Origin of the sequence: Microbacterium testaceum StLB037, assembly GCF_008763945.1 — a bacterium.
In the GTDB taxonomy this organism is placed as follows: Bacteria; Actinomycetota; Actinomycetes; order Actinomycetales; family Microbacteriaceae; genus Microbacterium; species Microbacterium testaceum_G.
Genome location: NZ_VTQH01000003.1, coordinates 233,618 through 245,543 on the forward strand (window position 1 = coordinate 233,618; position 11,926 = coordinate 245,543).

The 11,926-nt window shown below is 71.0% G+C and carries 8 protein-coding genes; 5 read left to right on the top strand and 3 right to left on the bottom strand.

Annotated elements, in window-relative coordinates; all coding sequences use genetic code 11:
- Positions 1 to 194: 194 nt before the first annotated feature.
- Positions 195 to 1,808, bottom strand: coding sequence for a malate synthase A (aceB, locus tag F9B98_RS13460; RefSeq protein WP_412177049.1), 1,614 nt, complete (start codon positions 1,806 to 1,808; stop codon positions 195 to 197).
- A 212-nt stretch (positions 1,809 to 2,020) separates the two neighbouring features.
- The gene (gene aceA, locus F9B98_RS13465; protein WP_150958310.1) at positions 2,021 to 3,337 is read right to left on the bottom strand and encodes an isocitrate lyase; all 1,317 of its coding nucleotides are present in this window, start codon (positions 3,335 to 3,337) and stop codon (positions 2,021 to 2,023) included.
- A 130-nt stretch (positions 3,338 to 3,467) separates the two neighbouring features.
- Here aceA and F9B98_RS13470 point away from each other — a divergent pair, with 130 nt between their 5' ends.
- Positions 3,468 to 4,946, top strand: coding sequence for an XRE family transcriptional regulator (locus F9B98_RS13470; RefSeq protein ID WP_225310351.1), 1,479 nt, complete (start codon positions 3,468 to 3,470; stop codon positions 4,944 to 4,946).
- 16 nt (positions 4,947 to 4,962) lie between these two features.
- On the opposite strand, the gene F9B98_RS13475 is transcribed toward F9B98_RS13470, so the two are convergent.
- Entirely contained in the window at positions 4,963 to 6,492 is a 1,530-nt protein-coding gene (locus F9B98_RS13475) for a helix-turn-helix domain-containing protein (RefSeq protein ID WP_150958312.1), read from the bottom strand.
- A gap of 92 nt (positions 6,493 to 6,584) precedes the next feature.
- Here F9B98_RS13475 and gabT point away from each other — a divergent pair, with 92 nt between their 5' ends.
- The 4 genes from gabT (at position 6,585) to F9B98_RS13495 (ending at position 11,907) form a co-directional block, all read left to right on the top strand.
- Positions 6,585 to 7,934 (top strand): 4-aminobutyrate--2-oxoglutarate transaminase, encoded by a 1,350-nt coding sequence (gene gabT, locus F9B98_RS13480; RefSeq protein WP_191966853.1) that lies wholly within the window; start codon positions 6,585 to 6,587, stop codon positions 7,932 to 7,934.
- An 87-nt stretch (positions 7,935 to 8,021) separates the two neighbouring features.
- Positions 8,022 to 9,482, top strand: coding sequence for an NAD(P)/FAD-dependent oxidoreductase (locus F9B98_RS13485; RefSeq protein WP_150958317.1), 1,461 nt, complete (start codon positions 8,022 to 8,024; stop codon positions 9,480 to 9,482).
- Positions 9,479 to 10,348, top strand: a complete 870-nt coding sequence (locus tag F9B98_RS13490; RefSeq protein WP_150958319.1) for a universal stress protein — start codon at positions 9,479 to 9,481, stop codon at positions 10,346 to 10,348. The genes F9B98_RS13485 and F9B98_RS13490 overlap by 4 nt, the downstream gene beginning before the upstream one ends.
- Positions 10,348 to 11,907: an APC family permease gene (locus tag F9B98_RS13495; RefSeq protein ID WP_150958321.1), complete on the top strand. Its 1,560-nt coding sequence runs from the start codon at positions 10,348 to 10,350 to the stop codon at positions 11,905 to 11,907. Before F9B98_RS13490 ends, F9B98_RS13495 begins: the two co-directional genes overlap by 1 nt.
- Positions 11,908 to 11,926: the final 19 nt, after the last annotated feature.

Below are 11,926 nucleotides of genomic sequence, written 5' to 3' on the forward strand. Positions count from 1 at the left end.
GGTGAGGTCCCTGAGCCCCGCATGCGGTCCCTGAGCCCCGGGTGCGGTCCCCGAGCGTGACGAAGGGCCGCCGCCCCCGGAGTGCGCGCCGCCGGTCGCTTCGACGGGCTCAGCCACCTCCGCCCGACGCGCCGCACCCCGGGCCCACCGAAAGGGCCGGAGCTCGTGGCCCCGGCCCCTCGGCATCCGGTGAATCAGTCCAGGTATTTCGCGTACGCGGGCAGGGTCAGGAAGGCCGGGAACTCCGGACGCAGCGCCACCTCGCGGAAGACCGCGGCCGCGTCGTCGAAGCGGTCGCCGGACGAGCGCGGCACCTCGGTCAGCACCTCATCGAGCAGCCCCTCGACGAACTCCCGCGTGATGCGCGCTCCCTCGGCGGTGGAGTGGTCCTGGTGGATCCACTGCCAGATCTGCGAGCGCGAGATCTCGGCGGTCGCGGCGTCTTCCATGAGGTCGTCGATCGCGACGGCGCCGAGGCCCCGCAGCCACGCCTCGATGTAGCGGATCGCCACCGACACGTTGCCCCGCACGCCCGCCGTGGTCACCGGCAGGCCGATGCGTACGTCGAGCAGCTGCCCGGGGTCGATCGACACCTCGTCGCGGGTGCGCTCGAGCTGGTTCTCGCGCTCGCCGAGCACCGCGTCGAACTCGGCGCGGGCCACCGGGATGAGGTCGGGGTGGGCCACCCACGTGCCGTCGAAGCCGTCGCCGGCCTCGCGCCGCTTGTCGGCGGCCACCTTCTCGAACGCCGCCTCGGTCACCTCGGGGCGTCGGCGGTTCGGGATGAACGCGCTCATGCCGCCGATCGCGTAGGCGCCGCGCTTGTGGCACGTCCGCACGAGCAGTTCGGTGTAGGCCCGCATGAACGGCACGGTCATCGTGACGTCGCTGCGGTCGGGGAGCACGAAGCGGGCGCCGCGGCCGCGGTAGGTCTTGATGATCGAGAAGATGTAGTCCCACCGCCCGGCGTTCAGGCCGGCGCAGTGGTCGCGCAGGGCGAAGAGGATCTCCTCCATCTCGAACGCCGCGGGCAGCGTCTCGATGAGCACGGTGGCGCGGATCGTGCCGTGGACGAGGCCCAGGCGCTCCTCGGTGAACGAGAACACGTCGTCCCAGAGCCGCGCCTCTTCGGCCGACTCGATCTTCGGCAGGTAGAAGTACGGTCCGCGTCCCGCCGCGATCAGGGCGTGCGCGTTGTGGAAGACGTACAGCCCGTAATCGAGGAGTGATCCGGATGCCGCCAGCTCCCGCCCCGCGCGATCGATGAACGTCATGTGCTTCTCGGGCAGGTGCCAGCCGCGCGGTCGCATCACGATCGTCGGGGTGCGCTCGGCGGTGACCTCGTAGCGCTTGCCCTCGGGGCTCGTGAACGACAGGTGTCCGCGGATCGCGTCGAACAGCGACAGCTGCCCGCCGATGACGTTGCTCCAGGTCGGGCTCGTGGCGTCCTCCTGGTCGGCGAGCCAGACCCGCGCCCCCGAGTTGAGGGCGTTGATCGTCATCTTCGGGTCGGTGGGGCCGGTGATCTCGACGCGGCGGTCTTCGAGCCCCGGGCCCGCTCCGGCCACGCGCCACGACGGATCGTTGCGGATGTGCGCGGTGTCGGCGCGGAAGTGCGGGTCGTCGCCCGTGCCGATCTCGAAACGGCGGCGCTCGCGCGCGGCGAGCCGGTCGTGCCGACGGCGGGCGAAGCGATCGTGCAGCTCGGTGACGAAAGCGAGGGCTGCGGGCGTGAGGATCTCGCCGTCGCGCCCGTGCAGGGGCCGCTCGAGGCGCAGGTGCGGGGCGGATGCCGAGGGGCCCGGCATCCGGGATTCTCCGGCGTGCGCGGGGGTCGCGGATGTCGAGGTGGTCGGGGGAGAGGTGTCGATGAGGGTCATGGTCGTGGCTTTCTGTGACGCGTCCGCCTCTCGGCCCATGTCCCGAACGTGGCGGCCTGGGGGTGGCCCAAGTGACCAGTAGTGGGACATGCACTGCGAGAAGGGGGACGAGGGGCTGGGGCGGGAGCGAAAAGAGGGGTTCAGTGGAACTGGGCCGTCTCGGTGGAGCCGGCGAGGGCGAGCGTGGCGCTGTCGGGGTTGAGCGCGGTCGAGACGACGTCGAAGTAGCCGGTGCCCGCTTCGCGCTGGTGGCGCGTGGCGGTGTATCCGTTCGCTTCGGCGGCGAACTCGGCCTCCTGCAGCTCGACGTACGCGCTCATGGCGCGCTCGGCGTAGCCGCGAGCGAGGTCGAACATCGAGTGGTTCACGGCGTGGAAGCCGGCCAGCGTGATGAACTGGAAGGCGTAGCCGAGAGCGGCCAGGTCGGCCTGGAACGTGGCGATCTGCTCGTCGTCGAGGTGGCGCTTCCAGTTGAAGCTCGGCGAGCAGTTGTAAGCGAGCTTCTTGCCCGGGTAACGGGCCTGGATCGCCTCGGCGAAACGGCGCGCGAGCTCGATGTCGGGTTCGCCCGTCTCGACCCACAGCAGGTCGGCGTAGGGGGCGAAGGCGAGGCCGCGGGCGATGACCGCCTCGAGGCCCGGTCGCACGCGGTAGAAGCCCTCGTTCGTGCGCTCGCCGGTGAGGAACTCGGCGTCGCGCGGGTCGACGTCGCTGGTGAGCAGGTCGGCGGCCAGGGCGTCGGTGCGCGCGATGATCACGGTCGGCACTCCGGCGACGTCGGCGGCCAGGCGCGCGGCGTTCAGGGTGCGGATGTGCTGCTGGATCGGCACCAGCACCTTTCCGCCGAGGTGACCGCACTTCTTCTCGCTCGCGAGCTGGTCTTCCCAGTGGATGCCGGCGGCTCCGGCCGCGATCAGCGACTGGGCCAGTTCGTAGGCGTTGAGCGGACCGCCGAAGCCGGCCTCGGCGTCGGCCACGATCGGGGCGAGCCAGTCCTGCGTGATCTCTCCCTCGGCGCGCTCGATCTGGTCCTGCCGCAGCAACGCGTTGTTGATGCGGCGCACGACCGCGGGAACACTGTTGGCGGGATAGAGGCTCTGGTCGGGGTAGGTCTGTCCGGCGAGATTGCCGTCGGCGGCGACCTGCCACCCGCTCAGGTAGATGGCCTTGAGGCCCGCCCGCACCTGCTGCACGGCCTGCCCGCCGGTGTAGGCGCCGAGGGCGCGGACGTACTCCTCGGTGTGGAGCAGGTTCCACAGGTTCTCGGCTCCGCGCCGGGCGAGGGTCGACTCCTCGCGGACGCTGCCGCGGAGGCGGACGACGTCCTCGGCCGAGTACGTGCGCTCGATCCCGTCCCAGCGGGGGTCGTTCTCCCACGCGGCGCGGATCTCGTCGGCGGTCTCGGTCTGGTCGCCGGGGCGCAGGGGCTGCCGGGCGGGGGTGGCCTGGATCGTCATGAGCGTTCTCCTCTCGGATGCCGGGGCGGCCGTGCCCCGTGGAGACCACTGTCCGCGAAGAACACCCCGCTCCGAGAGGATTCGCCGTGTGAAGATCGCGCGATCTTCTGTTCCAGTGAGAACATGCCGTATGGACACCGGCGTCTCGACCTCCTCGGCATCCCTCCCCTTCGACGATGGAGAGGTGGACACCCTCACCATCGGCCGACGCATCCGTCAGCTGCGCACCGCGCGTGGACTCACGCTGGACGAGCTCGCCGCGGCGGTCGGTCGGGCGCCGAGTCAGATGTCGATGATCGAGAACGGCCGGCGCGAGCCGAAACTCACCCTTCTGCAGGCGATTGCGCGGGCGCTGGAGTGCAAGCTCGATCAGATCCTGGATGCCGAGCCCCTCGACGCCCGCGCCTCGCTCGAGATATCCGTGGAGCGGGCGATGAGGGGACAGACCTTCCTGGCGCTCGGAATCGAGCCGTTCCGCGTCGGCCGGTCGGTGCCCGACGAGGTGCTGTCGGCGATGCTCGCGCTGCAGGGCGAGATCGAGCGCCTGCGCGAGGAGCGCTCCGCGACACCCGAGGAGGCGCGGCGGGCGAACGTGGCGCTGCGACGCCTGATGCGGACGCAGGACAACCATTTCCCGGAGCTCGAGCGGGTGGCATCCGGGATCCTGACCGCGATCGAGCACCCCGGCGGACCTCTCACCCAGCGCGGGGCGAGCGACATCGCCGCCCACCTCGGCTTCACCCTCCACTACGTGCCCGACCTGCCCTCGTCGACGCGGAGCATCGCCGACGTGAAGAACGGCCGGCTGTACCTGTCGACGAACGTCGCGAAGGGCGACCCGCGCGCGGCGGTGCTGCAGGCGCTGTCGAGCCGCATGCTCGGCCACGGCGAGCCGACGAGCTACGACGGGTTCCTCCGCCAGCGCGTCGAGACGAACTACCTCACCGGGGCTCTGCTCATGCCCGAGGCGCACGTCGTCTCCGCGCTCCGCGAGGCGAAGGAGAGGCGCACGATCAGCATCGAAGACCTGCGCGACGCCTACTCGGTGTCGTACGAGACCGCCGCGCACCGTTTCACGAATCTGGCGACCGTGCACCTCGGCATCCCGGTGCACTTCTTGAAGGTGCACGAGTCGGGCACCATCACGAAGGCCTACGAGAACGACGACGTGAACTTTCCCACCGATCGCCTCGGCTCGATCGAGGGGCAGATGTGCTGCCGGCGCTGGACGAGCCGCGTGGTCTTCGACGAGGACGACCTTTTCAACCCGTACTACCAATACACCGACACCGGCAACGGAACCTACTGGTGCACCGCGCGCGTGGAGCAGTCGAGCGAGGGCGCGCACTCGGTGAGCGTGGGCGTGCGCTTCGACGACACGAGGTGGTTCCGCGGTCGCGACACCCCCAACCGCGGGGTGTCGCGCCACGCGGTCGAGACGTGCTGCCGCCGTGCACCCGCCTCCCTGGAGAACGCGTGGCGCGGGCACGCGTGGCCGAACGTGCGCACCCCCCGCACGTTGCTCGCGACCCTGCCGACCGGGGCGTTCCCGGGCGTGGACACGACCGAGATGTACGAGTTCCTCGAGGCGCACGCGCCGCGCGGGTGAGCGGGCGCTGCCCGCCCTACTCGGCCAGCCGCAGCGCCGCCCACAGCTCGGCGCGCGCGGCGAACGACGACAGGTCGCGATCGAGCACGCGCTCGGCCTGGGCGACGCGGGCGCGCACGGTGTGGCGATGGATGCCGAGGGCCTGCGCGGTCGCCTCGTGCGAGCAGTCGTGGGCGAGCCAGGCGTCGAGAGTCCCGAGCAGCGCCGACCCCTGTGCCTCGTCGTAGGTGCGCAACGGAACCAGGGCGCCCGCGGCGACGCTGCGGGCGGCCTCGGATCCGAGGGCGGCGAGAAGACCCGCGCGCGCGGTGTCGGCGAAGTCGGCGACGCCGGGCGTCGCCAGCCGGTCGCGCGCGGTGCGGGCCTGGGTCAGCGCGGCCGAGAAGGCGTCGTACCCGGTGGGCGCCGAGCACCCGACGACGATCTCGAACCGGTCGGCGACCTCGGCCAGAGCGTCGCGCGCAGCGGCGGGGACGACGATGACGAGCCCGTCGTCGCCGCGACCGAAGAACATCTCACCGCGGCGCTCCTGCGCGCGCAGCTCGAGCCACTCGGTGAGGGCGGTGGAACGAGCGGATGCCGCGGGCGTCACGGCCACCACGACGGGGGCGGCGGGCAGGGGGCCGAACAGGTCGCGGCCCGCGCGCCGGGCCAGCGCGGGGTCGTCGGTCGCGAGCGACTGCACGAGACCGGCGCGGAAGGTGCCGATGGCCCGGCCGAGCCCGTCCTGCTGCTCGAGGGCGAGGGCGGCCATCGCGACCACGGCGGTCACGACGCTGCGCGCCTCGTGGTCGAGGTCGTCGGCCGCGATCGCGAGCACGCCGCGCAGGTGCCCGCCGCGGCCCAGGGTCTGCAGGCCCACCGAGGTGTCGTTCGGGCGCACGGTGGAGGCCGCGCGCGTTCCGCGGCGGAGCATCGTCGTGACCTCGGCGGCGACGGCGTCGAGGGCGGGCGCGCCGAGTCCACTCGCAGGGTGCTCGGTGCTCAGGCTGCCGGCCGCGTCGAAGAGACCGACCCAGCAGTCCAGCTGCCGCGACAGCTCGGCGAGGGTCGCCGAGAGGCCGTCGGGGCGCAGCGCCGCGAGAGAGACCGCGCGCTGGGCCGCGAGAGACCAGCTGCGCCGCGCGTACGACTCGGCGGCGATGGCCTCGGCGCCGGCGCGGGCCACCGCGATGAAGGGGGTGCGGTAGGGGACTTCGAACAGCGGCATGCCCGCGGCGAGGCACGCCGCGGCCAGACCCACAGGTATTCCGTCGCGCACGACCTCGGTGCCGAACCCCAGGGCTCGAACGCCCCGGGCGAGGAGGCGATCCACGTACGCCGTGTAGTCGTCGGTCTCGGCGAACTGCGTGCCCGTCGTCAGCAGGACGAGCCCCTCGCTGAGGAACGGCGTGGGATCGACGAGGTCGCTGGAGTGCACCCACCGCACGGGGCGGTCGATGCTTCCCGCCGGGAGCTCCTCCTCCGCGGCGACGAGTCGCAGGTGCAGATCACGGCGCGCGAGGAGGGCGCGCAGACTCGGCGGCGCGACGGCGGTGTCGACCATGTCAGCTCCTGTACGACTCGTATATGACAGTGCCTGCGACTGTACAGGGGGGAGAGTGCGCGTCGCGTCGCGGCGTCCGTAGCATCGCCGCCATGAGCCTCGACACCCTTCCCCTCGTCGGCGGTCCGACCCTTCCGCAGGAGCGCCGCCTCGTCACCGCCATCCCCGGTCCGCGCTCGCAGGAGCTGCTGGAGCGCAAGGCCGCCGCCGTGGCATCCGGAGTCGGGCACACCGTGCCCATCCAGGCCGTCGCCGCGGGCGGGGGAGTGGTCGTCGACGCCGACGGCAACTCGCTCATCGACCTGGGCTCGGGCATCGCCGTCACCAGCGTCGGCAACGCTCACCCCGCCGTGGTCAAGGCCGTGCAGGAGCAGGTCGCGGCCTTCACCCACACGTGCTTCATGATCTCGCCCTACGACTCGTACGTCGCCGTCGCCGAGGCCCTCAACCGCCTCACCCCGGGCGACCACGCCAAGAAGAGCGCGCTGTTCAACTCCGGCGCCGAGGCGGTCGAGAACGCCGTCAAGATCGCCCGCAAGTACACCGGTCGCCAGGCCGTCGTCGCCTTCGACCACGCGTACCACGGCCGCACCAACCTCACGATGGCGCTGACGGCGAAGAACATGCCGTACAAGAGCGGCTTCGGACCCTTCGCCGCCGAGGTCTACCGCGCTCCGCTGTCGTACCCGTTCCGTGACGGACTCTCGGGACCGGATGCCGCGGCCAAGGCCATCTCGCTCATCGAGAAGCAGGTCGGCGCCGACAACCTCGCCGCCGTCATCATCGAGCCCATCCAGGGCGAGGGCGGCTTCATCGTCCCCGCGGACGGCTTCCTGAACGCGATCGTCGACTGGTGCCGCGACAACGGCGTCGTCTTCATCGCCGACGAGGTGCAGTCGGGCTTCGCCCGGACCGGTGCGATGTTCGCCAGCGAGCACTTCGGCATCGTCCCCGACCTGGTCACCACCGCCAAGGGCATCGCCGCCGGCCTGCCGCTCGCGGCCGTCACGGGGCGCGCAGAGATCATGGATGCCACCCACACGGGCGGTCTCGGAGGAACGTACGGCGGCAACCCGATCGCGTGCGCAGCGGCTCTGGCATCCATCGACGCGTTCGAGAACGAGGGCCTGGTCGAGCGCGCCCAGCAGATCGGCGAGCACCTGCTGGGCCGTCTGCGCGAGCTGCAGCAGAGCGACCCGCGCGTCGGCGACGTGCGCGGCCACGGAGCGATGATCGCCGCCGAGTTCGTCGACCCCGCCACCGGTGCCCCCGACGCCGCCCTCACCGCCGCCGTGGCGAAGGCCGCGATCGCCGAGGGTGTGATCGTGCTGACCTGCGGCACCTACGGCAACGTCATCCGGTTCCTGCCGCCGCTGTCGATCGGCGACGACCTGCTGAACGAGGGCCTCGACGTGGTCGCGGCCGCCCTCGCCCGTAACTGACGCTCGTCCCGGCGGCGGCGTCGACCCGTACTCCGCCGCCGTCGGGGCTGGACTGCTGACATCGCACGACAAGAGAAGGACGTTTTCATGGACGAGATCACCCGAGACGTGGTCGTCATCGGAGCCGGTGCCGCCGGTCTCACCGCCGCCAACGACCTACGCAAGGCCGGTCTCTCGGTCGTCGTGCTCGAGGCGCGCGACCGCGTCGGCGGGCGGCTGTGGACCGACGTCGTCGACGGCGCGATGCTCGAGCTCGGCGGCCAGTGGGTCTCGCCCGACCAGACGGCGCTCATCGACACCGTCGCCGACCTGGGACTGTCGACCTACAGCCGCTACCGCGAGGGCGACAGCGTCTACGTCGGCCCCGACGGCGAGACCAAGCGTTTCACGGGGGAGATGTTCCCCGTCGCTCCCGAGACCGAGAAGGTCATCGACGCGGTCACCGCGCGCCTGGACGCCATGGTCGCCGAGATCGACCCCGACCGGCCGTGGGCGCACCCGAAGGCCGCCGAGTGGGACGCGATCTCGTGGGACGCCTGGCTGCGCCAGCAGACCGACGACGACGAGGCCGTCCGAAACCTCGCCTTCGCCACCGGGTCGGCGATGCTCACCAAGCCCACGCACACCTTCTCGCTCCTGCAGTCGCTGCACATGGCGGCATCCGCGGGCTCGTACTCGAACCTCGTGGACGCCGACTTCATCCTCGACAAGCGCGTGACGGGCGGCCTCCAGCAGGTGCCCGAGCTGCTCGCCGAGCGTCTGGGCGACGATGTCATCCTCAATCAGCCCGTGCGCCGCATCGTCTGGGGCGACGCCGCGGCGGCGTCGGAGCGGTCGCCCGAGTCGGCGACGGGCCAGCGCGTCGACGACCTGCGCGCCCTGACCGCTCGCGTCGAGGCCGCGAAGACCTCGTCGGCGGGGGTCACCGTGATCGCCGACGGTGTCACGGTCCGCGCCCGCTTCGCGATCCTGGCGCTCGCCCCCGTGCTGTACTCGCGCATCTCGTTCGAGCCGCCGCTGCCGCGCCTGCAGCACCAGATGCACCAGCACATCTCGATGGGCTTCGTCATCAAGGTGCACGCCGTGTACGAGACGCCGTTCTGGCGCGAGCACGGTCTGTCGGGCACCGCCTTCAGCCCCTACGAGCTGTGTCACGAGGCGTACGACAACACCAATCACGGCGACGAGCGCGGTACCCTCGTCGGCTTCGTGTCGGACCACAACGCCGACGACCTGTTCCGCCTGAGCGCCGAAGAGCGCAAGGAGCGCATCCTCGAGTCGCTGTCGCGCTACTACGGCCCCGAGGCCAAGAATCCGGTCGTGTACTACGAGAGCGACTGGGGCACCGAGGAGTGGACCCGGGGCGCGTACGCCGCGAGCTTCGACCTGGGCGGTCTGCACCGGTACGGCGCCGACCTCCGCGAGCCCGTCGGCCCGATCCACCTCGCGTGCAGCGACATGGCCGGCGCCGGCTTCCAGCACGTCGACGGGGCGATTCGCCAGGGTCACCGCGTCGCCGACGAGATCCTCGATCGGGCACGCGGATGACCGTGCGCCGCGTGGTCGTCGGGTACACCGCGACCGATGCGGGGGCCGACGCCCTCGCCCTCGGCGCACGGCTGGGTGCCGCTCTCGACGCCCCCGTGCACGCGGTGGTCGTGCTGCCCTCCGCCGAGAACAACGTGTCGATCCCGACGGATGCCGGCTACGAGCGCCTCGTTCAAGACACCGCCCGCGGGTGGCTGCGTGAGGCCGTCGCGCCGTATCCCGGCATCCGTGGTCACGTCCGCTTCGCCCAGGCGGTGTCGGACGGGCTCGTCGCTGCCGCCGAGGAGTTCGACGCCGAGGTGATCGTCGTCGGCACCGGCGGGGGAGGACCCCGCGGGCGCCACCGTCTCGGCACGACCGCCGAGGAACTCGTGCACTCCGCGCCCGTCCCCGTGGCGCTGGCTCCCGAGGGAGCGCGCGAGGTCGACCCCTCTGTCGGGCTGCCCCGCGTCACCGCCGCCATCGGCACCCGCCCGGGGGCCGACGTGCTGCTCGACACCGCGGCATCCCTCTCCCGCCGAGCGAAGGCCCCGCTGCGGCTCCTCTCGCTCGCGAACGTCGACCTGCCCGGCCGCGTCGATGCGTCGCTGACCCGCTTGACCGGTCAGGCGCACGCCGAGAGCGTGCTCGAGGCCGCGCGCACGACGCTTCCCGAAGAGATCGAGGCCGAAGCCGTCGTCGGCGCCGGGTCGGACATCGAAGACGCCGTTTCGCGCATCGACTGGCAGTCCGGCGAGGTCGCCCTCGTGGGCTCGAGCCGCCTCGCGCAGCCTCGACGCTTGTTCCTCGGCTCCACCGCGGGGCGCATCCTCCGCGCCCTTCCCGTCCCCATGATCGTGGTGCCGCGCACCTCGGAGGCCTCCTGATGACCAGTTCTCGCAACGAGGCGAGCCCCGCACCCGACAGCGCCGTCACCACCGGCATCTCCAACAAGGGCCTGCGGGTCGGCTCGATCGGCATGATCGGCGCCGTCGTCATCGGCATATCGACCATCGCCCCCGCCTACACCCTTACCGGGGCCCTCGGCCCGACCGTCTCGGCCGTCGGGTTCCAGGTGCCGGCGATCATCCTCGTCGGCTTCATCCCGATGCTGCTGGTCGCCCTCGGTTACCGCGAATTGAATTCGAGAATGCCGGATGCCGGCACCTCCTTCACGTGGGCAGCCCGCGCCTTCGGTCCGTGGGTGGGGTGGATGGCGGGCTGGGGCTTGATCGCCGCCACCGTCATCGTGCTGTCGAACCTCGCCGGTATCGCGGTCGACTTCCTCTTCCTGCTCATCGCGCAGGTCACCGGCAACGCGGAGATCGCGGAGCTGACCCGCGTCGTCCCGATCAACGTCGCGGTCTGCCTGCTGTTCATGCTGCTGGCCACGATCGTCTCGTACCGTGACCTGCAGACCACTCAGCGCCTGCAGTACGGCCTGGTCGGCTTCCAGGTCCTCGTCCTGCTCGTGTTCGCGGGCGCGGCAGTCGTCGAGATGATGAACGGCAACGCCTTCGACGCCAGTCCCGTCCAGGCCTCGTGGTTCAACCCCTTCGAGGTCGACTCCTTCAGCGCGTTCGCCGCCGGGCTCTCGCTGTCGATCTTCATCTTCTGGGGATGGGACGTCATCCTCACGATGAACGAGGAGACGAAGGATCCCGACAAGACGCCCGGCCGCGCGGCAACCGTCACGGTGTTCCTCATCGTCGCGCTGTACCTGCTCATCGCCGTCGCGCTGCTGATGTTCGCCGGCAACGGCACGGGCGAACTGGGCCTGGGCAATGAGGACATCCAGGAGAACGTCTTCTTCCACCTGTCGGGGCCGATCCTCGGACCCCTCGCGTTCCTCGTCTCGCTCGCGGTGCTGACCAGCTCGGCATCCTCACTTCAGGCGACCTTCGTCGGTCCCGCCCGTACGCTCCTCGCGATGGCGCACTATGACGCGCTGCCGAAGAAGTTCGCGAAGGTCAGCCCGCGCTTCTTCACCCCGGGGTACGCCACCATCGTCTCGGCCATCGTGGCCTCGGCGTTCTACGCGGTCATGCGCGTGCTCAGCGAGAACGTGCTCACCGACACGATCACGGCGCTCGGCGCGATGATCTGCTTCTACTACGGCCTCACCGCCTTCGCGTGCGTCTGGTACTTCCGCAAGCAGTGGTTCGACTCGGTGCGCAACGTCTTCCTGACGCTGCTCGCGCCGCTGGTGGGTGGTCTGATCCTCGCGGTGCTGTTCGTCACCACCCTCATCGACAGCGCGAGCCCCGATTACGGCTCGGGCTCCGAGATCGGCGGTGTCGGCCTCGTGTTCGTGATCACGGTCGTGATCATCGTGGTCGGACTCGTGCTCATGGTCGCCCAGCGCTCCGCGAGCCCCGCCTTCTTCCGGGGTGAGACCCTGGGTCGAGAAGCCCCCGCCAGCGCCCGCCGCCGCATCACGTCCTGACACCGAAACGACAAGGAGC

Bases quoted from the DNA above. Each gene is read 5' to 3' on its own strand.
- F9B98_RS13470 (WP_225310351.1), top strand. From the start codon at position 3,468: ATGGACACCGGCGTCTCGACCTCCTCGGCATCCCTCCCCTTCGACGAT.
- aceA (WP_150958310.1), bottom strand. From the start codon at position 3,337: ATGACGATCCAGGCCACCCCCGCCCGGCAGCCCCTGCGCCCCGGCGAC.
- F9B98_RS13485 (WP_150958317.1), top strand. From the start codon at position 8,022: ATGGACGAGATCACCCGAGACGTGGTCGTCATCGGAGCCGGTGCCGCC.
- gabT (WP_191966853.1), top strand. From the start codon at position 6,585: ATGAGCCTCGACACCCTTCCCCTCGTCGGCGGTCCGACCCTTCCGCAG.
- aceB (WP_412177049.1), bottom strand. From the start codon at position 1,808: ATGCCGGGCCCCTCGGCATCCGCCCCGCACCTGCGCCTCGAGCGGCCC.
- F9B98_RS13475 (WP_150958312.1), bottom strand. From the start codon at position 6,492: ATGGTCGACACCGCCGTCGCGCCGCCGAGTCTGCGCGCCCTCCTCGCG.
- F9B98_RS13490 (WP_150958319.1), top strand. From the start codon at position 9,479: ATGACCGTGCGCCGCGTGGTCGTCGGGTACACCGCGACCGATGCGGGG.
- F9B98_RS13495 (WP_150958321.1), top strand. From the start codon at position 10,348: ATGACCAGTTCTCGCAACGAGGCGAGCCCCGCACCCGACAGCGCCGTC.